Origin of the sequence: Streptomyces hazeniae (assembly GCF_031845485.1) — a bacterium.
Taxonomy (GTDB): domain Bacteria; phylum Actinomycetota; class Actinomycetes; order Streptomycetales; family Streptomycetaceae; genus Streptomyces; species Streptomyces hazeniae.
Map to the genome: position 1 here is coordinate 202,122 of NZ_JAVREQ010000008.1, position 25,052 is coordinate 227,173.

Genomic DNA, 25,052 nt, shown 5'->3' on the forward strand with positions numbered 1-25,052 from the left:
ACCTCGCGGGCAACCGCACCTCGCTGTCGGCGGACGGGCACACGCTCGCCTTCGCGCACGACGCGTTGGGCCGGGAGACCGAGCGGGCCTTCGGTGACTCCGTCACCCTCCACAGCGGATGGGACCCGTTGGGCCGGCTCATACGTCAGGAGCTGGTGACGGCCACCCGCCCGCAGCGGGCCCGTCACTACTCCTACCGGGCCGACAGCTACCTCACCTCCGTCACCGACGAGGTCACCGGCGCCGTCCAGCACATGGACCTCGACCCCGTCGGCCGCCCGCTCACCGTTACCGCCGACGGCTGGTCCGAGACCTACGCCTACGACCGGGCCGGCAACCAGACGAGCGCCCAGTGGCCCGACCGGGCCGGCCGGACCGCGGCACGCGGGCAGCGCAGTTACGAGGGCACGCGCATCGTCTCCGCAGGCGGCGTGCGGTACGAGCACGACGACGCCGGCCGCATGACCCTGCGGCAGAAGACCCGTCTGTCCAGGAAGCCCGACACCTGGCGCTACCACTGGGACGCCGAAGACCGCCTCACCGCGTGCACCACGCCGGACGGCACCCGCTGGACCTACACCTACGACCCACTGGGCCGCCGCACCGCCAAGCACCGCCTCGGGCCGGACGGCGAGCCGGCCGAGACCGTCCACTTCACGTGGGACGGCACGCGCCTCGCCGAACAGTACGACTCCACCACCGGGGTCACCCTGACCTGGGATCACGAAGGTCACCGGCCGCTGACCCAGTACGAGCGCAAGCACCTCACGCAGGAGCAGGTCGACTCACGCTTCTTCGCCGTCGTCACCGACCTGGTCGGCACCCCGACGGAGTTGGTCGACGAGACCGGCGGCATCGCCTGGCACACCCGCTCCACCCTGTGGGGCACCACCACGTGGAACGCCGACGCCACCGCGTACACCCCGCTCCGTTTCCCCGGCCAGTACGCCGACCCGGAAACCGGCCTCCACTACAACTACTTCCGCCACTACGACCCCGACACCGCCCGGTACGCCACCGCTGATCCGCTGGGGCTGGCGCCGACTCCTAATCCACGGACGTACGTTCGCAACCCGTACAGTCAGATCGACCTCCTTGGCCTGGCGCCGGGAGACTGTCCGATCAAGCTGTACCGGGCGCCCAGGGCCGGCCAGAGCGAAGCTGCAAGGCGTGGTCTGGATCCGTCGGAGCACCCCGTCCAGAGGTCTCCCGACGGGCGCATCCATCAAGGGACCGCCTATCTCGGTGATGACGAGGTCGTTGCCGCTCAGTACGCAGGCGAGGGGGGCTTCGAGCCGGGCTTCTGGGAGTACACCATGAAGCCGGAGTTCGCCGACGAGTTCCCAGCGGACCAGTATCGCCAGCCGCATGAGAACAGCCGAGGTCGAGAGGAGTACGAATGGGTAATCAAGACGGAGGACATCCCTCGCTTCAATGAGCTCATCGATGGCGAACCGGTATGGTGGGACTCCATGCACGGGTATTCGCAGCGAAGTGTGTGAGGTCAATGGGGAGGAAGTGGTTAGTCATGTCGAACGCCAACGGGCGCGTCGATGTTCAGGCCGGTGACGTGCGCAAAGGGATTGTCACCGGGTTGCGAGATTTCGGCGTGTTCGTTGATCTCGGTGAAGTCGAAGGAATAATTGACCTCCTGGAGGTTTCCTGGAGGCGTGATGTCGACGCATCGCAGCTATTGTGCGTAGGGCAAGAGGTCTTCGTCCTGGTCCTCGGGACGGAGACGTCGCACGGTCCCGTGCGTTTGTCGCTTCGGGCCCTCGTGCCGGACCCCCTGGTGCAGATCGCTCGGGAAATGATGGGTACGACGGTCTCCGCGCGCGTCTCGCAAACGACCCCGATCGGAGTCTTCGTCGAGGTTTCGGACGGAATTCACGGGCTGTTGCTTTCTCAAGGTTCGAAAGAAGCTGTCCCCTCGCTGCGAGTCGGCGACCGGGTTGATGTGCAAGTCGACGGTGTCAATCTGCAGAAGCGTCAGATGAGCCTTTCCTTGGTGAATGCACATCCTCGCGAGGACTGAAGGTTCTCCGGTGTGGAGTCGAAAGCTACGGCTGGACCTTTAGGTCGCGCTGGTACCAGGTGCCTGGCTTGCCGCTCAGGTCGGCCGGGTCGGCCGGGCCAACCGGGACGAATCCGGCCTTGATAAGTACCTTCTGGGACGCGATATTGCCTCGGGCGGTAGCCGCCCGCAAGGTGTGCAGTTCGTGTCTCGTCACCGCCAGCCGACACAGCTCCCCGACGGTCGCTGTCGCCATGCCGCGGCCGGCGACGTGTTGTGCAACTCGGTAGCCGAGTCTGGCGGTGCCGCCTTCGAGGTCGTACAGGTTGAACCGGCCCAGGACCGAGCCATCGTCAGCGACGAGCAGGTAGAAGGCACAGACATCATCCTCCTGCTCAGTCAGCAAAGCGCTGTACCGTTCGGTGAACCTGTCGAAGAACTCGTCGCCGCGGTCGGGGACCGAGGCAGCAAAATAGGCGCGGTTCGTCAACTCGAACGCCAAGACCGCCTCAGAATGGTCGACGTGAAGTTGTTTCAGCTCGGGCATCGCAAGACTCTATCCACGGGGTGTGCCGAGTTCACCTGAGATTCTGCCAGCGGCAGACAGGCCGCAGAGCTTTGCGAAGCCTTCCCGTCGACCGGGCATCCTGGTACGTGGTGGACGCCCTTCGGTGGATCGGGCTCCTGGATCAGTGGAGGGTGGTGAGGAACGCCCGCCAGGCGGGGGCGGGGAAGAGGGGTGTTCCCGCTGTGGTGGACTTGGAGTCGCGGACGGGGGTGTGGGTGGGGTGGCCGGTGGCGACCTCGACGCAGTTGGCGTCGCTGAGGACGGCCCGTTCCGCCGGTGCTTCGTCGGACACCGGCGGACGTTTCCGGACTTCTGCGTGCCCGGCTTCGACCCATTCGCGGTCGGGGCCTTGGAGGCCACGAGCCAGCCGTTAGCGTGGTGCGGCACGCTTCCGTCGGCCACCGGCGGGGCGGGAGCCGAGATCCGTCCGCGAGGAGCAGCATGCACGCCGACCCCCCTTTCAGAGGCTTTCCCGCGCAGCGCCTTCCCTCCGGGTGGGAGGCTCCCCCGGCCGCGGCTGCGCCCGCCTCCTGGGGGCATGCCGAAGGCGGCTTCCCCGGAGGCGGCTTCTCGGGCGGTGGCCACGGCGACCGGCCCGCGAATCCCGGCGGCGGACAGGCCGGGACGGCCCCGCACAACGGTGCCGAGGGGACGGGAGTGGTGGACCGGGCGGAGGCCGAGGACTTCCTCCGCCTCTTCTACACCGAGCAGCCCGACCAGCCCGTGACGTTCGCCCGCAGGCTCTACCAGATCCGCGCGGAGGTGGAGAGCACCGGCACCTACGCCCACACCTTCGAGGAGCTGGCCTTCGGCGCACGCGTCGCCTGGCGCAACTCGGCCCGCTGCATAGGTCGCCTCTACTGGAACAGTCTCCAGGTCCGCGACCTGCGCCACGTCACGGCACCGGATCACATTTTCGCCGAGCTGTGCGAGCACCTGCGCCTGGCGGCCAACGGCGGCCGGGTGCGCCCGGTGATCTCCGTCTTCGCCCCGGACGCCCCTGGCCGGCCGGGGCCGCGCGTGTGGAACGACCAGCTTGTGCGTTACGCGGGGCACCGCCGTTGGGACGGGGGCGTCGACGGGGACCCGGGCTACACCGCGTTCACCGAACAGCTGCGCCGCATGGGCTGGCAGCCGCAGGGCACCGCGCACGACCTGCTGCCGCTGGTGATCGACACACCCGACGACAAGCCCCAGATGTTCGACGTGCCGCGCGAGGTGGTGCTGGAGATACCGCTCTCGCACCCCGACTACCCGTGGTTCGCCCGACTCGGCCTGCGGTGGTACGCGGTGCCGGCCATCTCCCACATGCGGATGCGGGTCGGCGGGGTGGACTACGGTCTCGCCCCCTTCAACGGCTGGTACATGGGCACCGAGATCGGGGCGCGTAACTTCGTCGACGCCGACCGGTACGACCTGCTGCCCGTCGTCGCGCGGGAGATGGGTCTGGACACCCGCAAGGAGTCCTCCCTGTGGAAGGACCGGGCGCTCGTCGAGATCAACGTCGCGGTGCTGCACTCCTTCGAGGCCGCCGGAGTGAAGATCACCGACCACCACACGGAGTCCCAGCGCTTCCTGACCCACCTCGCCAAGGAGGAGCGCCAGGGACGCACGGTCCCCACCGACTGGAGCTGGATCGTCCCGCCGCTCTCCGGCGGCGTCACCCCCGTCTTCCACCGCTACTACGACGAGGGCGATCTCCGGCCCAACTTCTACCTCGACCCCTCCGCGCGCGCCCGCAGCCGAGGCGAGTGCCCCTTCGGGCACTGATCCGCCGCCCAACGGAGTTGCTCTGACTGTCTGAGTTCAGCGCAACGGCCCCAGCGGCGAGACGAATGAAACTCCACGTCATTTCGGCAATTGGAGCTTGGCTTTCCGCCTCTACGGAGATCCGCATGGTGGTTTCGTAAAAGGCTGCGAATGGAACAAGAAGGCGGGACCCCAAGCCGCGTATACCGGGTATCTGCGCGAGGTTACCCAAAAGCCCGACGGGTATCCCATGGATCTGATGAGACGCCGGCTTCACCGCCACGGATGGACCGCGCCACCCACGAGGACCAGTGCGGGCTGACTGAGGCTCACGCCGGTGATCAGGTGGGGCGCTGGGCCATGAGGACGACGCCGGGGCCGGTGTGCTCGTCGGCGGGGAGGCGGAGTTCGGCGACCGGCCGGAGGCCGGCGCGTTCGAGCAGGGCCGTGAGCTGTTCCGGCTGCCACTTGTACGTCGTCCAGCGAACGGGCACGCCTCCGTACGCTTCGGTGCGCGCCGCGTCTTCGTCGCCGACGTGTGTGGCCGTCAGGAGGTGGCCGCCGGGCTTGAGGGCGCGAGAGAAGTGGGCGAGGACCTGGGGGAGGACGTCGCGGGGGAGGTTGAAGAGGGACCACCAGCCCAGGACGCCGCCGAGGGAGGCCGGTTCGAGGTCGAGGTCGGTGGCGGAGGCGACGCTGAAGCGGCACTGCGGGTAGAGGCGACAGGCGTTCTCGATCATGCGGGGTGACAGGTCGACTCCGGACGCGTCGAGTCCGCGTTCGGCGAGGTAGGCCGTCACGGTGCCGGGCCCGCAGCCGACGTCCAGGACGGGCCCGAGCCCCCGCACGGTGTCGGCGAAGGCGTCGACGGATGCCTTGAGCCAGGGATGGTGACGGATGTCGCCGATTCCCGTCGTGAGCACCATGTGGGCGTAGTTGTCGGCCACCCGGTCATAGGACTCGCGGACCAGGTCGAGGTCTGCCGGGCGGTCGATGTGGTGTGCGCCCATCCGTCAGCGGAGGGTGGTGAGGAACGCCTGCCAGGCGGGGGCGGGGAAGAGGAGGGTGCCCGTGGCGGGGGACGTGGAGTCGCGGACGGGGGTGTGCGTGGGGTGGCCGTCGGCGACCTCGACGCAGTCGCCGCCGTCCTGGTTGCTGTAGCTCGACTTCCGCCAGTGGAGGGTCGGCGCGAGGTCGGCGCTGCGGGGGTCACGCATCGGGGACATCCTTCACGAGGTCGCGGACGAACGCCACGGACTGTGTGGGCGACAGCGCGTGGTCTCTCAAGTGATCGTAGGCGAGTCGGAGTCGTTCGACTTCGGTCGCGTCCTCGGTCAGTTCGCCGGCGTAACCGCTCTCGGTGTAGGCGACCGTGGTGCCGTCGGGCAGCCAGAGCAGGGTGAGCGACGTGCCGACGAGGCAGTGCAGGCCCACCGAGAGCGGGACGACCTGGAGGGTGATGTGGGCGCGCTCGGTGGCGGTGAGAAGGGATTCCAGCTGTTCCCGCCAGGTGGTCGGGTCGCTGGTGGGGCGGCGGAGGACCGACTCGTCGATGAGGGCCCGGAACGGCAGGGGTGACGGGCCCTCGTGGAGCAGGTGTTGGCGGCCGAGCCGGGCGGCGACCTGCTCCTCGACGTCCTGTTCGTCCGTCGGGCGGGCGGAGGTGAGGAGTTCGCGGGCGTAGGACTCGGTCTGGAGAAGGCCGGGGACCGTCGCGGGCGAGTAGGAGTACCGGACGGTGGCCTCGCGTTCGCGTTCCATGAAGCGCTTGTAGCGGTCGCGGAAGGCGTCGTCCTTGGCCAGCTCCCAGAGCAACTGCAGGTGGCGGTCGGTGCCGTAGACACCGTCCAGGGCCGCCATCACCTGCGTGGAGCCGAGCTTCGCGCCGGTCTCCAGCTTGTGCAGGTACGAGCGGTCGAACGTCGTCAGGTCCGCGAGGTCGCCCAGCGAGTGCCCGGCCTCCTCGCGCAGGCGCGCGAGTTCGGAGGCGAGCACCTGGCGGGCCGACGCCTTGGCGGTCGTACGTTCGGGCATTGCTTCTCCCCTGTGGTCCCTGTCCGCTGGGCCACACGTCGGTGCTTCCGGTCCTCCGCGCACGGCGCGAGTCTGTGATCAGTCGAGCACACAGTGCGGTCGAGTCGCAGGAGAAGGGGACGAATCGGTGAACGAAACGACGGACGCGGCGTCGCAGTTGGCGATGCGGGCGGTGCGGGGTGCGCGGGAGGACGCGGTGGGGGAGCGGGTGGATCCGGACGACGCGGTGCGGGCGTTGCGGCTGGCGCTGCACGCGGCGCGGATCACGTTGCCGGACCTTCAGGCGGACGGGTGCGCGTGCGGGCGGCTGGCGACGGCGCCGCTGGTGGAGTTGGGGAACGTGCGGCCCGATGTGGCGTTGCGCCTGGCCGAGGTCGTGTCGGAGGGGGCGATGCACGCGGCCGTGCGGGAGGCGAACGCGCGGTCGCGCGGGGAGCGGCTGTGAACGTGGTGCGGGCCGTGGGGCGGTTCGCGGGGGTGCTGTTCCTGGTGGGGGTGTCGGCGGCGATCGGGGCGGTGGTGACGTTGGCGGTGCTGGGCGCGCCCGAGTGAGGGGGTGAGCTTCGCCGAGGGTGACGGAATGTCCTGGGTTGGTCACATGAGGTGTACTCTGCCGCTGAATGGGTTGCCTCGTGACGGAAACGGGGCGGTCCCCGCCCGGTGGGCCAACACCGGACGAGGCCCTACACCCCGTAGGACTTACAGAAGGAGTCCCCGGAATGCTCCGGCATGTTATCTCCCTGGCGCGCTCGTTCGCGCAGATCCCGAACGGGATCATCCGCTGTCCGCGCCTGTCGTCGGATGCGAAGAACCTGCTCCTCTGGCAGTTGTCGCTCCCGCCCGGGAATCGCGAGTGTCTGAGCGAGACGGCGCGGAAGGCCGGGATCAGGAAGACCGCCTTCCAGCGCGCGAAGCGCGTGCTGCTGGCGGAGGGCTATCTCCACGAGTGGCGGGTGCAGGTGGAGCAGGGGCGGTTCGCGACCGTGCAACTGGTCTCCAACACCGTGCTGACCGCCGAGGAGGCGGCCGCCGTACGGGACGGACGCACGGCGGTCCCGGACGCGGCACGGCTGGTGCGGCCGGGTGCCGGGAATCCGGCGGTCGGTGAGCCGACCGGTCGGGCCGTCGGCGGTCCACCGGAGAAGAAGACGGGGGAGGAAGACCACCCACCCACCCCGTGCGAGGGCGAGGAGTTGCTGCGGTCGCTGGGGCGGGAGCAGCCGAGGCTGGCGATGCCCGCGCGGACGGCGCGGCGCTGGGCGCCGCTGGTGGCGCCGTGGCTGGAGAGCGGCCTGTCGCCCCTGCGCATCCGGCAGGCGCTCACGCAGGGGCTGGCGGACGTACGGTCGCCGCTCGGCGTGCTCAAGTGGCGGCTGGAGCACGCGCTGCCGGACGTGCCCCAGCCCGATCGGCTCGCGGAGGAGCCGGCGGTGGCTCCGCCGCAGCCGCGCGTGGCCGGGATGCGGGAGTGCGCCGGGGTCCACACGCAGCCGCGCCTGTTCCGCCCGGGGGCGGGCGAGACGCTGTGCGCCGAGTGCCGTACGAAGGCCGAAGCGGAACGGGAGCCGGCGCCCGTCGGGGCGGGGTTCGCACGGTTCCTCGCGGCGCGGCAGGCGCGGTGCGTCTGAACACCGGGGGCTTACCCGGGGGCTCACCGGAACGTCGGTCGAAGTGCTGCGTCCCGTGCGGGTGGTGTGGTCTTCTGCCGGGATGCCTGATGAACTCCTGTGTTCCGGAAGCGTCCTGCGCGCGGTCGAGTCGGTGGTGCGCGAGGTCGCGGACGAGGAGATCATGGCGCGTTTCCGGCTGCTGGCCGGGGGCGACGTCGCAAGGAAGTCCGGGCCGCTGGACCTCGTCACCGTCGCCGACCGGCGGGCCGAGGAGCGCTTGACGGAATCCCTGACGGGGTTGCTGCCCGGGTCCGCGGTGGTGGGCGAGGAGGCGGTGGACGCCGACCGCTCGGTGCTCGACGCGCTGCACGGGGAGGGTCCCGTGTGGATCGTGGATCCGCTCGACGGCACGCGCGCGTTCGTGCACGGCGAGGAGGGCTTCTGCATGCTCGTCGCCCTGGTGCAGGGCGGCGAGGTCGTCGCGTCCTGGACGTACCTGCCCGCGCGGGACCGGATGGCCGTCGCCCGCCGGGGCGCGGGCGCCCGGCTGGACGGGCGCGAGCTAAGGGCGGGGACGTCCGCGCCGGGTGCCGTGCTCGGAGTGGCGACCTCCTACTACGTCTACTCCGACGAGGCGCAGAAGGAGGCCCTGCTGCGGCTGCGGTCGCCCGGGTTCGAGACGCGCCCCATCACCTCGGCGGGGTGCGCCTACCTGGACGTGGCGTCCGGCGTGGCGGACGCCGTGGCGTTCGCCTGGGAGAATCCCTGGGACCACGCGGCCGGTCTGCTGCTGGTTCGGGAGGCCGGAGGCGCGGGCACGACCCTGGCGGGGGAGCCGTTCCGGGTCACCGGCGGCAACGCCCTGCCCCTCGCGGCGGCGCGCGACGAGGCGTCGCTCCGGCGGGTGCTGGTCGCGCTGCGGGGCGACCGTTGACGCGCCCCGCCCCAGCCGCCACCCGGAGCCGCGCAGGGACGGCGGGGTGCGGGGGACCTGCGGTCCGGTGAGCAGGGTCGCCCCGCCGTGCGGACTCGTCCACGCCGTCCGTCAGTTCTTCGACGCCCGGTACGAGGGCGCGCTGACGCAGGCCGTCGTGGCGGGGCCGGCCGTCGTCGTGCTGGTCAGCCTGTCCCAGGGAGTGCGCGGCTCGGGGCTCGCGCTTCCGTACACCGACCGCCGGTCCGACCGGAGCCTGAACCTCTGCGCCCCGGCCGCCACGCCGGACAGCACCGGCGGCTGAGGGCGGCCGTCGCGCCGAGGGCCTCCCTCGAAGGAAACGCCGAGAACGGGCGGCTTAGAGTACGTGGGTCACCGCCGCCCCCCTCGGAGCCCGCCCCGCATGGAGCCCACCCCTCCGGATCTCTCGCCGGTTCGCCGTCACCGTGCGGCGCTGCGGTTGTGCTTCGCGATCCCCGGCCTGTCGCTCGCCACCTGGGTGACCCGGACCCCGGACGTCCGTGACCGGCTCGGCGCCTCCACCGCCGAGATGGGCCTCGTGCTCTTCGGCATGTCGATCGGTTCGATGCTCGGCATCCTGGTGGCCGCCGCCCTGGTGGCCCGGTTCTCGACCCGTCCCGTCATCGTCGCCGGCATGGCTCTCGCGTCCGCGAGTGTGGCGACGACGGCCCTGGGCACGGAGATGTCCTCCGCGCCGATGGTGGCCTTCGCCCTGCTGCTCCTCGGTGCCGGTGTCGGGCTCTCGGAGGTCGCCAGCAACGTCGACGGCTCCGTCGTGGAGCGCGAGCTGGGCCGACCCGTCCTGCCGGCCATCCACGGCTGCTACAGCCTCGGCACGGTGGCCGGGGCCGGCTTCGGAGTGGCCGGTGCTGCGGCAGGCGTCCCGGTGCCCTGGCACATGGCGGTCGCGCTGGTGGTCGTGGTCGTACTGTTCGCCTGCGCGGTGCCGGGGTTGCGTCCCGGCATCGGTCGCACCCGGGCCGTGGACGCCGGGCCGGCCGGTGCCGGTGCCGGTGCCAACACGGCCTTCGTCAGCCCGGGAGAGGTCAGGGAACGCCGGCTGTACCGCGATCTGCGGCTGCTGATGATCGGCGGCGTGGTGCTGGGCATGGCGCTGGCCGAGGGGGCCGCCACCGACTGGTTGCCGCTGCTCATGGTCGACGGCCACGGCATGCCCACCGGCCCGGGATCACTCGTGTACGCCGGGTTCGCCGCCGCGATGGCGGTCGGCCGTTTCGCCGGAGGACCCGTGGTGGCCCGGGTCGGCCGGCCCGCGGTGCTCGGCGGGGGTGCACTGCTCACGTCCGTCGGCATCGCTCTCGTGTCCTTCGTCGACTCCCCGGCGGCAGCCGGCTGCGCTGTGCTGCTCTGGGGGCTCGGCACCTCTCTGGGTTTCCCGCTGGCCCTCTCCGCGGCGGGCGAGTCCGGCCCGGACACCACCGGCCGCGTGGCCCTGACCTCGCGGATCGGCTACGTCGCGCTGCTGGCGGGGCCACCGGCGCTCGGTTTCCTCGGTGAACACCACGGATTGCGCGCCGCGATGGTCCCGGTCCTGCTGCTCATGCTCGTCGCGGCGGTGCTCACGCCGGCCACCGCCGCGCGGGCCGTCCGGCCGGGAGCGCGCCACGGGACGTAACCCGGACCACGCGCCGGAACCTCTAGCCGCGCCGGAATCTCTAGCGCGGCGGGAGCTCGGGGCGGCGGCGGTCGGGGACGTGTGCGAGGTCCGGCGGGGTGGCGGCGGGGTGCTGCTCCAGGCGGTCCAGCGCGGTGCGTACGGCGGCGGCCAGCACCGTGTAGCGGCCCTCCGCCCAGTCCAGGGGCGTGCGTTCGACCTCGATGTCGGGCTCGACGCCGTGGTTCTCGACCGACCAGCCGTAGGCGTCGAACCAGGCGGCGTTCATCGGCACCGTGATGACCGTGCCGTCGCCCAGGCGGTGCCGCCCGGTCATGCCGACGACGCCGCCCCACGTGCGGGTGCCGACGACCGGGCCGAGGCCGAGCAGCCGGAACGCGGCGATGATCATGTCGCCGTCGGAGGACGTGGCGCCGTCGGCGAGGGCGACGACGGGACCGCGCGGCGCGTTGCCGGCATAGCTGACGGGCTGGGCGTTGCGGGTGAGGTCCCAGCCGAGGATGACGCGGGTCAGCTTCTCGACGACGAGTTCGCTGATGTGGCCGCCCGCGTTGCCGCGCACGTCGACGATGAGGGCGGGGCGGGCGACCTCCATCCGCCAGTCGCGGTTGAACTGCGCCCAGCCGGAACCGCCCATGTCGGGGATGTGCAGGTAGCCGCACGCGCCGCCGGACAGTTCGCGGACCACCTCGCGCCGCCGCGTCACCCAGTCCTGGTAACGGAGTTGGCGGTCGTTGATCAGCGGCTGGACGGCGATGCGGCGGGGCGGGCGTTCGGGGTCGGTGCGGGAGAACGTCAGCTCGACGGTGGTGCCCCCGGCGGCGGTCAGCAGCGCCCACGGCCCGGCGGTCGGGTCGACGGGACGGCCGTCCACGTGCGTGACGGTGGCGCCCTCGCGGATACCGAGACCGGCCAGCGGCGAACGGGCCTTGGAGTCGGAGGAGTTGCCGGGCAGGATGCGGGAGATCTGCCACTCCCCGGCCTCGGTGCGGGTGAAGTCCGCGCCGAGCAGCCCGATGGGCCGCTGGTAGTGCGGCGGCCCCTCGTCGCGCCGCGCCGCGGCCACGTACGCGTGCGAGGTGCCCAGCTCGCCGAGAAGTTCGCGCAGCAGGTCCGCGAACTCGGCCGGTGAGGCGACGCGTTCGACCAGCGGACGGTACTGGTCCAGTACGGCGTCCCAGTCGATGCCGCACATGTCCGGGTCCCAGAAGTAGGCGCGGATGATGCGGCCCGCCTCCGCGTACGCCTGCCGCCACTCCGCCGCCGGGTCCACCTCGTGCTGGATGCGGCGCAGGTCCACGTGGACCATGGAGTCCAGGTCGGCCGGTTCGGTGGCCGGGACCACCCGCAGGTCGCCCTCGTCGTTGACGACCAGCCGGGAACCGTCGCCGCTGACGGTGAACGCGTCGACCAGGCCGGTGAGTTCGGTGCGCTTCGCCTTGACCAGGTCGAAGTGTTCGAGGGTGGGCCGGCCGGAGGTGTCGGCCGGGTTGACGAAGGTCTCGCCCAGGGCGCCGGAGATCGGATAGCGCAGCCAGACCACGCCGCCGCCGTGCACCGGCCGCAGCGCGGAGTACTTGGAGGCGGCGACCGGGAACGGCGTCACCCGGTCGGGCAGGCCCTCCGCCTCGACCAGCACCGTGCCGTACTCGCCGGACACGCTCTGCGGGTCCAGCCCGCCGGCGGCCGGACGGCCCTCGGGCGTCAGCGCGAACGGCGACAGCGTCGCGGAGGACAGCGGCACCAGGTAGGGGCGGCAGCCGAGGGGGAACGACAGGTCGCCGGTGTGCACGTCGTAGACCGGGTCGAAGCCGCGCCAGGAGAGGAAGGCCAGGTAGCGGCCGTCACGGGTGAAGACCGGCTGCTCGTCCTCGAACCGGCCGTCGGTGACGTCGACGACGGTGCGGGTGCCGCCCAGGCGGCCGATCCTGATCTGGCTGAGCGAGCGTCCGATGCCGGGGTGGGCCCAGGCGATCCAGGAGGAGTCGGGGGAGAAGGACAGGTCGTGGACGGGGCCGTTGACGGAGGCGACCAGCTCGGTGACGGAGTCCCACGCCGGGGGCTCCGGCTCCTCCCCGTCTCCGGTGTCCGCCGCGTTCCCGGCCTCCGGCTCGCCCGCCGGCTCCGCCTCCGCCGCGTCGCTCGCCTCGCCCGCGGCCGCCCCGCGGTCCGCCGCGTCGCTCGCCTCGCCCGCCTCCGGGGCCCACTCCGGGGGCCGTTCGGCGTCCTCCGGGGCGCGGACGTCGACGAGCAGCAGCCGTCCGTCGTGCGAGGCCACGGCGACCGTGCAGCCGTCCGGCGCGGCGGTCAGTTCGCGGACGCGGCCCAGCCGTCCGCCCGCCAGCCGCCACGGGGTGCGGGGGCGGGTGGCACGCGGCAGGTCGGCGATCTCCAGGGCGTCCTCGCCGTCGGCGTCCGTCACGTACGCGACGCGGCCGGTGTCGCCGAGCATCACCGGCAGCCGCACCCGTACGCCGGGGGTGTCGGCCAGGGTGCGGGCCGGGCCGTCCCGGTGGGTCAGCCAGTACAGGCTGCCCCGCACGCCGACGGCGCTGGCGCGGCCGGTGTGGTCGGCGGCGAGCGCGTCCAGATGGGCGGCGGCGGGCACCTGGTACGGGCGCCGCCCGGGGCGCGGGCCGCCCAGCCGAACGGGCAGCCTGCGCGGGCGGCCGCCGGGCGACAGGTCCTCGGCGAGCCACAGTTCGCCGGCGCACTGGTAGACGACGCGCCGCCCGTCGGTGGTGGCGTGGCGGGCGTAGAAGTCGGCGTGGTCGGTGTGGCGGCTCAGGCCGGTGCCGTCGGGCAGGCAGGAGTAGAGGTTCCCGACGCCCTCGTGGTCGGAGAGGAACGCGATGCGGCCCTGCACGAACATCGGGCAGTCCAGGTGGCCGTCGAGGTCGGGGAGCAGGCGCTGCCCGTCGAGCCACAGGCGGCCGGTGGCGCCGCCGCGGTAGCGCTTCCAGGCGGCCGGCTCGTGCGGGGGCGCGCCGGCGAGCAGCAGCGTGTGCAGGCGGTCCGTGCGGCCGGCGGCGATGTGGGCGACGGGACCCCAGGGCAGGCGGGCGCCCGGGCCGCCGCCGGTGCGGACCTGATACGCCCAGGTGAAGTGGGAGAACGGCTGCTCGTGCGAGGAGACGGCCAGCACGTCGCTGCGCCCCTCTCCGTCCGGCGGCGTCCAGCCGCAGACCCGGGTGTCGGGGGAGCCCCAGTAGGTGAGGCGGGTGGTCCCGCCGCCCGTCACGGGCGCGAGGTGGATCTCGGGGTCCAGGCTGCGCCAGGTGGTGAACGCGAGGTGGCGGCCGTCCGGGGAGAAGCGGGGGTGGTCGACACGGGTGCGGTCGACGGTGAGCCGCCAGGCCCGTCCGGGTTCGGCGCCCTCGTCGGCCAGGGGCGTGACCCACAGGTCGTCCTCGGTGATGAAACAGACCAGATCGCCGTGAAGGTCGGGAAACCTCAGATACGCGCCGTTTTCCGTCACCTCTCCCATTCTCCCAAGCGGGCGGACGCGGGCAAGTTGTGATCTGGCCCTCATTTCGTTCGACGGCTCAACCGTGGGGTATGCGAGCCGGCGTCTTTTGGCATGGACTGCCATCACTGTCTCCACCCGGTCGCCGTCCTCCAGGTGAGCGGCCGGTGGGGCCCGAGAACCGGAGAACCACGCCCGTGGCCACATTCCTGTACAAACTCGGCAGGCTCGCCTTCCGGCGCCGCCGTATCGTCGCCCTGCTGTGGGTGGCGCTGCTGGTGGCCGCCGGAGTGGGAGCCTCCACCGCGTCCTCCCCGCCCGACGACGACTTCGCGCTGCCCGGCACCGAGGCCCAGAAGGCCTTCGACCTGCTTGGGGAGCAGTTCCCCGAGGCCAACGCGGACGGCGCGACCGCCCGCCTGGTCTTCCGCGCCGAGGAGGGCGCCAAGATCACCGCCACCGACAACCGCCAGGTCGTCGCCGAGGTCCTCCAGGACGCGAAGAGCGAGCAGACCGTCGCGGTCTCCGACCCCTTCGCGAAGCGGAGCGGCGCCGTCAGCCGGGACGGCGAGACCGCGTACGCCGTGGTCTCGTTCGAGGTCCCGGCGATGGAGCTGACCGACGCCTCCCGCGAGGACCTGGAAGCGGCGGCCCAGACGGGCCGGGACGCCGGGCTCACCGTGGAGACCAGCGGCGACGCCCTCTTCGCCGAGCCCGACATGGGCAACGGCGAGATCATCGGCATCGCCGTCGCCGCGATCGTGCTGATCCTCACCTTCGGCTCGCTGGTCGCGGCCGGGCTGCCGCTGGTCACCGCGCTGATCGGCGTCGGCATCGGCATCTCCTCGATCGCCGCGCTCGGCGCCACGCTCGGCCTCTCGGCCACCACCTCGACGCTCGCCATGATGATCGGCCTGGCGGTCGGCATCGACTACGCCCTGTTCATCGCCTCCCGCTACCGCGCGGAGCTGACGGAGGGCCGGGAACGCGAGGAGGCGGCCGGACGCGCCGTCGGCACGGCCGGCTCGGCGGTGGTCTTCGCCGGCCTCACGGTCGTCATCGCGCTCGCCGGGCTGTCCATCGTCAACATCCCGATCCTCACCAAGATGGGCCTGGCCGCCGCCGCCACCGTGGTGATCGCCGTGCTGGTGGCCATCACGCTGGTGCCGGCCGCACTCGGCATGGTCGGCAAGCGGATCTTCGGCCGCAAGGTGCGCAAGGCCAACCCGGAGACCGGTGCCCCGGCCGCGGAGCACGCCGACGCGCGGCCCAGCGCGGGCGTCCGCTGGGCGCGGTTCGTGCTGCGCCGGCCGATCATGGTGCTGGTGGCGTCCGTCATCGGCCTGGGCGCGCTGGCGATCCCGGTCTCCGGCATGCAGCTCGGCCTTCCGGACGAGGGCGACCAGCCCGCCGAGACCACGCAGCGCAAGGCGTACGACATGCTGTCGGACGCGTTCGGGCCGGGCTTCAACGGGCCGCTGCTGCTGGTCGTGGACGCCCGGGACGCCGAGGACCCGCAGGCCGCGGCCGGGCGGGTCGTCAAGACGGTGCAGGGCGTGGACGGCGTGGTGAACGTGTCGCCGCCGGTCTTCAACGCGGACAAGGACACCGCGACCATCACCGCGATCCCCGAGACCGGGCCGAGCGACCCGGAGACCGAGGACGTCGTGCGCGACATCCGTGACCGGGCGGAGGGCCTCGAGACGAAAACCGGCGCCACCGTCCTGGTGAGCGGTGCGACGGCGGTCGCCATCGACTTCTCGCAGGTCATGAACGACGCGCTGGTGCCCTACCTGTCGCTGGTCGTCGGGCTCGCGTTCGTGCTGCTGATGATCGTCTTCCGCTCGGTGCTGGTGCCGCTGAAGGCGGCGCTCGGCTTCCTGCTGTCCGTGCTGGCGGCACTCGGCACCGTGGTGGCCGTCTTCCAGTGGGGCTGGGGCGCGGAGCTGATCGGCGTCGAGTCGACCGGGCCGATCATGAGCATGATGCCGATCTTCATGGTCGGTGTGATCTTCGGGCTGGCGATGGACTACGAGGTGTTCCTCGTGACCCGCATGCGCGAGGCGTACGTGCACGGGGAGTCCCCCGAACAGGCCGTGGTCTCCGGCTTCAAGCTGGGCGCCCGCGTCGTCACCGCCGCCGCGGTCATCATGATCAGCGTCTTCGCCGGGTTCATCGGCGCCGGCGACTCGATGATCAAGATGATGGGCTTCGGTCTCGCGGTGGCCATCCTCTTCGACGCCTTCATCGTCCGGATGGCCGTGGTGCCGGCGGTGCTCGCGCTGCTGGGACGGCGCGCCTGGTGGGTGCCGCGCCGGCTGGACCGGATCCTGCCGAACGTCGACGTGGAGGGCGAGCGTCTGCGCCGGCAGCTGGCCGAAGGCGGCGAAGCCGCCGGGGCGGTGCCGCAGCAGCGCGCCGCGAAGCCCGAGGACTCGCGGGTCTGACCGTCGCGCCTGCGGCGCGCGTGCGCCTTCGCATGGCGGAGGCCGACCGACGAGGCGGGGCCGGGGAGACTTCCCCGGCCCCGCCTCGCACGTATGCGCGGGCCGCGCGGCTGGGGGCGTCCCGGGCTACGCCCCGACCGCCTCGGCGACGCCCCCGCCTGCCGAGCCGGGCGCCGGTCGAGCCCGGCGCCTCGGCTCGCGGCGGCCCAGCGCATGGCCTCCCAGCGCACGGCGTTTCGGCGCACGGCGTCCCGGACTGCGGGGCCGGGCCCGGTCTGCGAGGGCTCGAACCGACTCCGTCGGCCCGTCCCCGTCGCTTCCGCAGCCGCAGGTCCGCGAGGCGCGGAGGCGCGAGCGCCGGAACAGGTCCGCGAGGCTCCCGCTGACGCGCTCCGGCACCGGGGCCCGACCGTCCGGTGCCGGTCCGGGCCCGACGTGTCGGCGCGGGCGGCGGCACCGGGTGAGCGGCCCGCCACAGGGCGGCTCGTCAGCCGCTACCCCGAGGCCGGAGCCGGAGCCGGGGCCGGCGCGGGCGCGGGATCGGGGTGCGTGGCGCGGAGGGCGAGGAGGGCCATGTCGTCGGCGGGGCGGCCGTCGAGGCGGCGGGCGACATGGGCGCGGACCTCGCGGCGCAGCGTCCGCACGACCGCCTGGGGATCGCCGCCGACGTGACCGCGCAGCCGGGAGACGGGGTCGTAGAACGCGCCGTCCGCGTCGCGGGCCTCGGTGGTGCCGTCGGTGAGCAGCAGCAGTGTCGCGTCCGGTGGGAAGGGGACCGCGAGGGACCATGCGCCGGCCGGGGACAGGTCGCGCAGCCCGAGCGGCGGGCCGGACTCGGCCGGGGCGAGAACATGGACCGCGTCGGGGCGCAGCAGCAGCGGCGCCGGGTGCCCGCGGTTGACCAGCCGCAGCGCGCGGCCGTCGGGGCCGATCTCCGCGACGACGGCGGTGACGAAGTCCTCCGCACCCTCCTCGTCCGTACGCGTGGACGCGTGCCGGCGCACCGCGGCCTCCAGCGCGTCGACCACCGTCTCCAGCGTCGGCGCTTCGGCGGCGACCGTGCCGAACGCGTCCAGCACGGCACGCGCTCCCGCGCCCGCCGCGGCACCCTGGCCGCGGACGTCGCCGATGAGCAGCCGCAGCCCGTACGGGGAGCTGCGCACGGAGTGCAGGTCTCCGCCCATGCTCGTCTCGGCGGTCGCGGGGAACCACTCGGCCCCGGCCGCCCGTACGGCGTCGGTCACGTCGGTCACGTCGGTCACGTTGGTCACACGCCTCGCAGGAGTTCGGCGAGGTCGCGGTCGAGTTCGTGCGACCCGACGCGTTCCGCGCCCTGCGGCACGCAGTCGTAGGCGGCGTCCAGGAAGGCCCGGACACCGGGGGTGTCCACTTCGAGCAGGGCGATGCCCTCCGCCGCGTGCAGGCTGAGGGCCGTGCGGTGCGGGCCCGCGGGCCGCAGGCGGACGTCGCCCTCGCCGGCCGGGAGGCCCAGCCCGGTGGCCAGCAGGTCGCGGGAGAACGTCCAGACGGCCTCGACGCCGTCCAGGCAGGCCGGGGCGGGGAAGGTCACGGAGACCGCGAAGGCGTTCCGCGGGTCGTAGCGCAGCAGGACCCGCAGCGGGCGCGACTCGGGCGCCCGGGTGACCAGTTGGGCCTGCACGGTGTGCTCGATGACGGACACGAATGCTCCTTTCCATCGGCATGTGCCGATGCCCCCTGCAGGGTCAGACGCGCCGCGCCGTCCCGTAGTCACGGCGCCGCACCCGTGAGCTGCGCCACAGTGCATGGCGCCCGCTCGGGGTGGGTATTCCGCAGGGTGCACGCTCTTGCACACCGTTCGCAGGTGCCCACTACCATCGAACGGCTGTCTGCGGGGTCGGTCCGCTCACCGGCCCTCCACCAGCCGTTGCGCACGACGGCCGGTGCACGCCGGCGGAACCACCACCCACCGAGAAGCGGAGCCTTCGCCATGCATGTCCCCGACGGATTCATCAACGCGCCGGTGTCGGTCGCCACCGGCGTCGTCGCCGTGGGCGCGGTCGCCGTCTCGCTGCGCGGCGCGCGCCGTGAGCTGGGCGAGCGCACCGCACCTCTCGCCGGTCTGGTGGCGGCGTTCATCTTCGCGGTGCAGATGCTGAACTTCCCCGTCGGCGCCGGCACCAGCGGGCATCTACTGGGCGGTGCGCTGGCGGCGATCCTCGTCGGGCCGTACACGGGTGTGCTCTGCATATCGGTGGTGCTGCTGATGCAGGCGGTGCTCTTCGCGGACGGCGGCCTCACCGCGCTCGGCACCAACATCACCACGATGGGCGTGGTCGGCGTGGTGGTGGCGTACGGCGTCTTCCGCGGCCTGGTGAAGGTGCTGCCGCGCCGCCGTTCGTCGCTCACCGCCTCGGCGTTCGTGGCCGCGGTGGTGTCGGTGCCGGTCGCGGCCGCCTCCTTCGTCGGCGTCTACGCCCTCGGCGGCACCGCGGACGTGGCGCTCGGCAAGGTGCTCGGCGCCATGGTCGGCGTGCACGTCCTGATCGGCATCGGCGAGGCGATCATCACGGCGCTGACCGTGGGCGCGGTGCTGTCCGTGCGCCCCGACCTGGTGTACGGGGCGCGCGGCCTGACCGCGCCGCTCACCCTGCGCACCGGCGCCGCCCCGGCGGTGCCCGGCACCCCGGCCGCCGCCGAGCAGTCCCTCGCCGCCCGCACCGAGACCACCGCCCCCGCCCCGCAGCCCGGGCCCGCCGCGCACCGCCCGGCCGGCAAGGTGTGGCTGGCCGGCCTGGGCGCCACGCTGGCCTGCGCGGGCGTGATCAGCTTTTACGCCTCCGCGCACCCCGACGGCCTGGAGAAGGTCGCCGCCGAGTTCGGCTTCGAGGAGCAGGCCACCGAACACGACCTCGCGGAGTCCCCGCTGGCCGACTACGGCGTCGCGGACGTGGAGAACGCCCGGATCTCCGGCGGCCTGGCCGGTGTGGTGGGCGTCGGCGCGACCCTCGCCGTGGGCAGCGGCGTCTTCCTCACCGTGCGCCGCCGCCGTTCCGGCTCCGCGGACGCCGCCGACACGACCCCCGCCGACACGACCTCCGCGACCGGCGCGGACCCGGACGGCGGCTCCCTCGCCGCCGGCCCGTCCCCGTCGCGGGAGAACCGGTGACGGCGCACCGCGCGGCCGCGCGTACCGGGGAGGGCTGACATGGGTGCGGGGCACGCGCACCGGCTGTACCGGCACGGGCACACGCCGGTCCACGCGCTGCCGCCGCACTGCAAGCTGGTCGCCGTCCTGTGCTTCGTCCTCGCCGTGGTGGCCACGCCGCGCGAGGTGATGTGGGCGTTCGGCGTGTACGCGGCGCTGCTGGCGGCGGTCGCCGTCGCGGCCCGCGTGCCGCCGGGGCACCTGCTGAAGCGCATGCTGATCGAGGTGCCGTTCGTGGCCTTCGCGGTGCTGATGCCGTTCGTCGCCGAGGGCCCGCGCACCGAGGTGCTGGGCCTGTCGCTCTCCGAGTCCGGCCTGTGGGGCGCGTGGAACATCCTGGCCAAGGGCACCCTCGGCGTCGCCGCGTCCGTGCTGCTGGCCGCCACCACCGAGCTGCGCGAGGTGCTGCTCGGCCTCCAGCGGCTGCGGCTGCCGCCGCTGATGGTGCAGATCGCGTCCTTCATGATCCGCTACGGCGACGTCGTCGCCGACGAGATGCGGCGGATGCGCATCGCCCGCCTCTCTCGCGGCTTCGAGGCGCGCGGCGTCCGGCACTGGGGCGTGCTGGCCAAGTCGGCGGGCGCGCTCTTCATCCGGTCCTACGAACGCGGGGAGCGCGTGCACCTGGCCATGCTCAGCCGGGGGTACGCCGGGTCGATGCCGGTGATCGACGAGGCGACCGCCACCGGCGCCCAGTGGGCCCGCAGCGCCCTGCTTCCGGTATCGGCGCTGGCCGTGTGCCTGGCAGGATGGGTCCTGTCATGACTGCGCGCGACACCGACACCCTTCCCGAGGCGCCCGCCACCGAGCCTCCCTCACTGGAGGTGCACGGCCTGGCGTACGCCTACCCGGACGGGCACCAGGCCCTCTTCGGGGTGGACCTGACCGTCCCGCACGGGGAACGGGTCGCGCTGCTGGGCCCGAACGGCGCCGGCAAGACCACCCTCGTCCTGCACCTGAACGGCATCCTCACCGCGGGCGCCGGCAGCGTCACCGTCGCCGGGCTGCCCGTGGAGGAACGGAACCTCGCGGAGATCCGCCGCCGGGTGGGCATCGTCTTCCAGGACCCGGACGACCAGCTGTTCATGCCGACCGTGCGCGAGGACGTCGCCTTCGGCCCGGCGGCCGCCGGGCTGCGCGGCGACGAGCTGGAGGCGCGGGTGCGGGAGGCGCTGGAGCGGGTCGGCATGGAGGCCTACGCGGACCGGCCGCCGCACCACCTGTCGTTCGGTCAGCGCCGCCGGGTCGCGGTGGCGACGGTGCTCGCCGGGCGCCCGGAGATCCTGGTCCTGGACGAGCCCTCGTCCAACCTCGACCCGGCCTCCCGCCGCGAACTCGCCCACATCCTGCGCGACCTGGACGTCACGGTGCTCATGGTCACGCACGACCTGCCGTACGCGCTGGAGCTGTGCCCGCGCGCGGTCGTGCTGAGCGAAGGGGTCGTGGTCGCCGACGGCGGCACGCAGGACCTGCTGTGCGACGAGACGCTGATGCGCGCGCACCGCCTGGAACTGCCCTTCGGCTTCGACCCCAAGACGCAGGTGCCCCCGCAGGGGCGCTGACCGGCGCCGCCCTGCGCCCCGCGTGGGGCCCGAGCACGCCCGGACAGACGCCCGGACAGACGCCCGGACAGACCTTATGCGCGCAGGGCGTCCAGGCCGTCGAGAAGCTTGTCCGGCGTCGCCGGCAGGTCCCGGACACGGATGCCGGTGGCGTTGAACACCGCGTTGACCACGGCTGCCGGTGAGCCGACGATGCCGATCTCGCCGATGCCGCGGGCGCCCATCGGGTTGGCGTGCGGATCCTCCTCCTCCAGCCAGGTGGCGTCCATGTCGCACACGTCGGCGTGCGCCGCGATGTGGTAGTCGGCGAAGTCCCCGTTCACCACGTGGCCGGTGTGCGGGTCCATGACGGCGTGCTCGTGCAGCGCCATGGACAGGCCCATCGTCATGCCGCCCACGAACTGCGAGCGGGCGGTGCGCGGGTTGACGATGCGGCCCGCGGAGAAGACGCCCAGCATGCGCGGCACGCGGATCTCCCCGGTGTCGGCGTCCACCCGCACCTCGGCGAAGTGCGCGCCGAAGGAGTGCCGGGCGTAGGTCTTGCGGTCCGGGTTCTTCGGCATCCCGGAACGTGCCTCCGCTCCCGGGTCAGGGTCACGGCCGTGCCGCTCGCGGAAGGCGCGGGCCGCGCCGATCACGGTCGAGCCCCAGGACGCCAGGCCCGCCGACCCGCCCGCGACCGTCGCGGCGGGCAGCGCGCTGTCGCCGATCAGCAGCGTCACGTCCTCCGGGGCGGCGTCGAGGGCGTCGGCGGCGATCTGGGTGAGGGTCGTCCAGGTGCCCGTGCCGAGGTCGGCGGCGCCGATCCGCACCGTCCAGCGGCCCTCGCCCTCGTAGCGGATCACCGCCTCCGAGCCGGGCATCTCGTAGTACGGGTAGGTGGCGGAGGCCACGCCCAGGCCGACCAGTTCCCGGCCGCCCGGGCCCTCGCGGCGGGTGCCCGGTGCGGTCGGCCGCCGGTCCCAGCCGAAGAGGCGGGCACCTTCCCGCAGGCACTCCACCAGCCGCCGCCCGGACCACGGCCGGCCCGTCTCCGGGTCCTCGGGCGGGTCGTTGCGCACCCGCAGCTCGATCGGGTCCAGGCCACAGGCGACGGCCAGCTCGTCCATCGCGCACTCCAGCGCGAAGAAGCCCGGGCATTCCCCGGGCGCCCGCATCCAGGACGGCACCGGCACGTCCAGCGAGGCCAGCCGGTGCGAGGTCCGGCGGTTCGGCGCGGCGTACATCATCCGCGTCCCGGTGGCCGTCTGCTCCGCGAACTCCTTGACGGTGGAGCTGCGTTCCACCACCTCGTGCGCGATCGCCGACAGCCGCCCGTCGGCGTCGGCCCCGAGCCGCAGCCGCTGGATCGTCGGCGTGCGGTGCCCGGCCAGGGTGAACATCTGCTGCCGGGTCAGGGCCAGCTTCACCGCCCGGCCCGGCACGGCCTTCGCGCACAGGCCGGCCAGCACGTCGTGCGCGTGCGGCATGCCCTTCGAGCCGAAACCGCCGCCGACGTGCGGCGAAACCACCCGTACCTGGTCCTTCTCCAGCCCGAACAGCGGCGCGAGCGTGGTGCGCACGCCGTGCACGGACTGGGTGGACGCGTACAGCAGCAGCCGCACGTCCCCCTCGGGCTGCCACACCGCGACCGTGGTGTGCGGCTCCATCGGGTTGTTGTGCTCCATCGGCGTCGTGTACACGGCGTCGACGGTCACCGGGGCGCCGGTCATCGCACCGTCCACGTCGCCCTCGTCGCTGTCCGTGGCGTAGGACGGGTTCACGGAGTCCGGCGCGTACAGGTCGTCGCGGTCGGCGCGCAGTTCGACGTCGTGCGGCTCCACCTCGTACGCGATGCGTACCAGGGAGGCGGCGTGCCGTGCGGTCTCCGGCGTCTTGGCGACCACCGCGCCGACGAACTGGCCGCGGAACGCGACCCGTCCGGACTGCAGGACCGCCAGCTCCCGGTCGCCGGTGTCCGCGAGCCGCGGCGCGTCGTGGTGGGTGAGCACGCACGCGACGCCGGGGCACGCCTCGGCGTCCTCGGTGTCCACGGCGCTGACCCGGCCGCGGGCGATCGTGGACTGCAACGGATGCACGTACAGCGGGTTCTCGACGGGCTGCTCGAAGGCGTACCGCGCGGTTCCGGTCACCTTGGCCGGGCCGTCCAGGCGCTCCATCGGCGTGCCGACGGCGCGGGGGCGGAGTGTCGTCATCGCCTTCCCTCCGTGAGGTTCCGCAGGGTCGCCACCATGGTGTTCCGCGCCAGCGGCACCTTGTACGCGTTCCCGTCGCGCGGCTGCGCGGCGGCCAGTTCGGTCTCCGCGGCGCGGCGGAACGCCTCCTCGGTGGCCGGTGCGCCGCGCAGCGCCTCCTCCGCCTGTTCCGCGCGCCAGGGTTTGTGGGCGACGCCGCCCAGCGCGATCCGCACGTCCCGCACGGTGCCGGCGGCCTCGTCCAGGTCCAGCGCGGCGGCGACGGACACCAGCGCGAAGGCGTAGCTGGCCCGTTCGCGCACCTTGCGGTAGGTGGAGCGGCGGGTCAGCGCGTTCGCGGGCGGCAGCTCCACGGCGGTGATCAGCTCGCCGTGCGCCAGTTCGGTGTCCCGCTCCGGCGCGTCGCCGGGCAACCGGTGCAGGCCGGCGAGCGGCAGCGTGCGGGCGCCGTCGGGGCCGAGTACGTGCACCGTGGCGTCCAGCGCGAGCAGGCCGACGGCCATGTCGGAGGGGTGCACGGCGATGCACTGCTCGGAGGCGCCCAGCACGGCGTGCTGCCGGTCCCAGCCGCCGATCGCGGAGCAGCCGGAGCCGGGCTCCCGCTTGTTGCACGGCGTGGTGACGTCCTGGAAGTAGCGGCAGCGGGTGCGCTGGAGCAGGTTGCCGCCGGTGGTCGCGGCGTTGCGGAGCTGGCCGGAGGCGCCGGAGAGCAACGCCCGGGACAGCGCCGGATACCGCTCCCGTACGAGCGGGTGGGCGGCCAGGTCGCTGTTGCGCACCGCCGTGCCGACGCGCAGACCGCCCTCCGGGGTCTCCTCGATCCCGTCCAGCGGCAGCCGGGAGACGTCCACCAGCATGTGCGGCGCGGCGACGCCCAGTTTCATGTGGTCGACCAGGTTGGTGCCGCCCGCCAGGAACACGGCGTGCGGGTGGGCGGCGACGGTGGCCACGGCCTCCTCGGCGTCGGTGGCCCGGTGGTACTCGAAGGGGATCACGACGCCTCCCGGGGGGCCACGGCGGTGCCGCGCAGGGCGGCGACGATGTTGACGTAGGCGCCGCAGCGGCACAGGTTGCCGCTCATCCGCTCGCGGATCTCGTCGTCGTCCAGCGGCGCGGGCACGCCGGGCGTCTCCGGCGGCACGAGGTCGTCGGTGACGTGGCTGGGGTGACCTGCCGCCGCCTCGTCGAGCATGCCGACGGCCGAGCAGACCTGGCCGGGCGTGCAGTAGCCGCACTGGAAGGCGTCCTGTTCGACGAACGCCTGCTGCACCGGGTGCAGGCCGCCGTCCCCGAGCGCCTCGCCCACGCCCTCGGCGGTGATCACCCGGTCGCCGTCGTGCGCGACGGCGAAGGCCAGGCAGCTCAGCTGCCGTCGCCCGTCCAGCAGCACGGTGCAGGCGCCGCACTGGCCGTGGTCGCAGCCCTTCTTGGGGGAGGTCACCCCCAGCCGTTCGCGCAGCGCGTCCAGCAGCGTGGTGCGCGCGTCGACCGTCACGGACCTGTCGCTGCCGTCCACCCGAAGGGTGATCCGGTGTTCCATGTGCCGCCTCCAGCGGGGCGCTCCGGTTACGGTCCCAGCGGGCGGGTACCACGCTGCGCGCCGCGCGACACCGCTCCGCGTGCGGACAT

General features: G+C 73.0%; 23 protein-coding genes. 12 read left to right on the forward strand and 11 right to left on the reverse strand.

All coding sequences use genetic code 11. From position 1 onward, the window contains the following. The first annotated feature begins 461 nt into the window (after positions 1–461). Positions 462–1,502, forward strand: a complete 1,041-nt coding sequence (locus RM572_RS29855; RefSeq protein ID WP_449657215.1) for an RHS repeat-associated core domain-containing protein — start codon at positions 462–464, stop codon at positions 1,500–1,502. Positions 1,503–1,528: 26 nt separating this feature from the next. After that, positions 1,529–2,035: a S1 RNA-binding domain-containing protein gene (locus RM572_RS11855; protein WP_311673251.1), complete on the forward strand. Its 507-nt coding sequence runs from the start codon at positions 1,529–1,531 to the stop codon at positions 2,033–2,035. Between the two features lie 25 nt (positions 2,036–2,060). On the opposite strand, the gene RM572_RS11860 is transcribed toward RM572_RS11855, so the two are convergent. After that, positions 2,061–2,561, reverse strand: coding sequence for a GNAT family N-acetyltransferase (locus RM572_RS11860; protein WP_311673252.1), 501 nt, complete (start codon positions 2,559–2,561; stop codon positions 2,061–2,063). A 142-nt stretch (positions 2,562–2,703) separates the two neighbouring features. Further along, positions 2,704–2,874: a DUF397 domain-containing protein gene (locus tag RM572_RS11865; RefSeq protein ID WP_311673253.1), complete on the reverse strand. Its 171-nt coding sequence runs from the start codon at positions 2,872–2,874 to the stop codon at positions 2,704–2,706. A gap of 149 nt (positions 2,875–3,023) precedes the next feature. Between RM572_RS11865 and RM572_RS11870 the strand changes: the two genes are divergently transcribed. Continuing rightward, the gene (locus tag RM572_RS11870; protein WP_311673254.1) at positions 3,024–4,352 is read left to right on the forward strand and encodes a nitric oxide synthase oxygenase; all 1,329 of its coding nucleotides are present in this window, start codon (positions 3,024–3,026) and stop codon (positions 4,350–4,352) included. A 320-nt stretch (positions 4,353–4,672) separates the two neighbouring features. On the opposite strand, the gene RM572_RS11875 is transcribed toward RM572_RS11870, so the two are convergent. From RM572_RS11875 to RM572_RS11885, 3 genes are read right to left on the reverse strand one after another with little or no spacing between them, the layout of a single operon-like run. Next, positions 4,673–5,341, reverse strand: coding sequence for a class I SAM-dependent methyltransferase (locus RM572_RS11875; protein ID WP_311673255.1), 669 nt, complete (start codon positions 5,339–5,341; stop codon positions 4,673–4,675). Between the two features lie 3 nt (positions 5,342–5,344). Next, entirely contained in the window at positions 5,345–5,548 is a 204-nt protein-coding gene (locus tag RM572_RS11880; protein ID WP_311673256.1) for a DUF397 domain-containing protein, read from the reverse strand. Next, the gene (locus RM572_RS11885; protein ID WP_311673257.1) at positions 5,541–6,365 is read right to left on the reverse strand and encodes a helix-turn-helix domain-containing protein; all 825 of its coding nucleotides are present in this window, start codon (positions 6,363–6,365) and stop codon (positions 5,541–5,543) included. Before RM572_RS11885 ends, RM572_RS11880 begins: the two co-directional genes overlap by 8 nt. A 127-nt stretch (positions 6,366–6,492) precedes the next feature. Between RM572_RS11885 and RM572_RS11890 the strand changes: the two genes are divergently transcribed. From RM572_RS11890 to RM572_RS11910, 5 genes are all read left to right on the forward strand, one after another. Continuing rightward, entirely contained in the window at positions 6,493–6,810 is a 318-nt protein-coding gene (locus RM572_RS11890; RefSeq protein ID WP_247597707.1) for a hypothetical protein, read from the forward strand. Between the two features lie 274 nt (positions 6,811–7,084). Next, a complete protein-coding gene (locus RM572_RS11895; RefSeq protein WP_311673258.1) occupies positions 7,085–7,993 on the forward strand; it encodes a hypothetical protein in 909 nt (302 codons plus the stop codon). Positions 7,994–8,075: 82 nt separating this feature from the next. Next, positions 8,076–8,909, forward strand: a complete 834-nt coding sequence (locus tag RM572_RS11900) for an inositol monophosphatase family protein (protein ID WP_311673259.1) — start codon at positions 8,076–8,078, stop codon at positions 8,907–8,909. Positions 8,910–8,976: 67 nt separating this feature from the next. After that, positions 8,977–9,213, forward strand: coding sequence for a hypothetical protein (locus RM572_RS11905; protein ID WP_311673260.1), 237 nt, complete (start codon positions 8,977–8,979; stop codon positions 9,211–9,213). Between the two features lie 99 nt (positions 9,214–9,312). Continuing rightward, a complete protein-coding gene (locus RM572_RS11910) occupies positions 9,313–10,566 on the forward strand; it encodes an MFS transporter (RefSeq protein WP_311673261.1) in 1,254 nt (417 codons plus the stop codon). Between the two features lie 40 nt (positions 10,567–10,606). Here RM572_RS11910 and RM572_RS11915 read toward each other — a convergent pair whose 3' ends face one another. Then, positions 10,607–14,053, reverse strand: coding sequence for a S41 family peptidase (locus tag RM572_RS11915; protein WP_311673262.1), 3,447 nt, complete (start codon positions 14,051–14,053; stop codon positions 10,607–10,609). A 176-nt stretch (positions 14,054–14,229) separates the two neighbouring features. Between RM572_RS11915 and RM572_RS11920 the strand changes: the two genes are divergently transcribed. Then, positions 14,230–16,479 (forward strand): MMPL family transporter, encoded by a 2,250-nt coding sequence (locus RM572_RS11920; RefSeq protein ID WP_311673263.1) that lies wholly within the window; start codon positions 14,230–14,232, stop codon positions 16,477–16,479. Between the two features lie 494 nt (positions 16,480–16,973). Here RM572_RS11920 and RM572_RS11925 read toward each other — a convergent pair whose 3' ends face one another. Further along, positions 16,974–17,732: a PP2C family protein-serine/threonine phosphatase gene (locus RM572_RS11925; RefSeq protein WP_311673264.1), complete on the reverse strand. Its 759-nt coding sequence runs from the start codon at positions 17,730–17,732 to the stop codon at positions 16,974–16,976. A 14-nt stretch (positions 17,733–17,746) separates the two neighbouring features. Beyond that, entirely contained in the window at positions 17,747–18,160 is a 414-nt protein-coding gene (locus RM572_RS11930; protein ID WP_311673266.1) for an SsgA family sporulation/cell division regulator, read from the reverse strand. A gap of 288 nt (positions 18,161–18,448) precedes the next feature. Between RM572_RS11930 and RM572_RS11935 the strand changes: the two genes are divergently transcribed. The 3 genes from RM572_RS11935 to RM572_RS11945 are packed head-to-tail and all read left to right on the forward strand — an operon-like array spanning position 18,449 to position 21,228. Continuing rightward, positions 18,449–19,627 carry an energy-coupling factor ABC transporter permease gene (locus RM572_RS11935; RefSeq protein WP_311673267.1) on the forward strand — a complete coding sequence of 393 codons (1,179 nt, stop codon included), beginning with the start codon at positions 18,449–18,451 and terminating at the stop codon, positions 19,625–19,627. Positions 19,628–19,666: 39 nt separating this feature from the next. Beyond that, positions 19,667–20,431 carry a cobalt ECF transporter T component CbiQ gene (gene cbiQ, locus RM572_RS11940; RefSeq protein WP_311673268.1) on the forward strand — a complete coding sequence of 255 codons (765 nt, stop codon included), beginning with the start codon at positions 19,667–19,669 and terminating at the stop codon, positions 20,429–20,431. Continuing rightward, positions 20,428–21,228 carry an energy-coupling factor ABC transporter ATP-binding protein gene (locus RM572_RS11945; RefSeq protein ID WP_311673269.1) on the forward strand — a complete coding sequence of 267 codons (801 nt, stop codon included), beginning with the start codon at positions 20,428–20,430 and terminating at the stop codon, positions 21,226–21,228. The genes cbiQ and RM572_RS11945 overlap by 4 nt, the downstream gene beginning before the upstream one ends. Before the next feature lie 74 nt (positions 21,229–21,302). On the opposite strand, the gene RM572_RS11950 is transcribed toward RM572_RS11945, so the two are convergent. The 3 genes from RM572_RS11950 to RM572_RS11960 are packed head-to-tail and all read right to left on the reverse strand — an operon-like array spanning position 21,303 to position 24,963. Beyond that, the gene (locus RM572_RS11950; RefSeq protein WP_311673270.1) at positions 21,303–23,423 is read right to left on the reverse strand and encodes a xanthine dehydrogenase family protein molybdopterin-binding subunit; all 2,121 of its coding nucleotides are present in this window, start codon (positions 23,421–23,423) and stop codon (positions 21,303–21,305) included. Further along, positions 23,420–24,418 (reverse strand): FAD binding domain-containing protein, encoded by a 999-nt coding sequence (locus tag RM572_RS11955; protein WP_311673271.1) that lies wholly within the window; start codon positions 24,416–24,418, stop codon positions 23,420–23,422. Before RM572_RS11955 ends, RM572_RS11950 begins: the two co-directional genes overlap by 4 nt. Then, positions 24,415–24,963 carry a (2Fe-2S)-binding protein gene (locus RM572_RS11960; protein WP_311673272.1) on the reverse strand — a complete coding sequence of 183 codons (549 nt, stop codon included), beginning with the start codon at positions 24,961–24,963 and terminating at the stop codon, positions 24,415–24,417. The genes RM572_RS11955 and RM572_RS11960 overlap by 4 nt, the downstream gene beginning before the upstream one ends. Between the last annotated feature and the right edge of the window lie 89 nt (positions 24,964–25,052).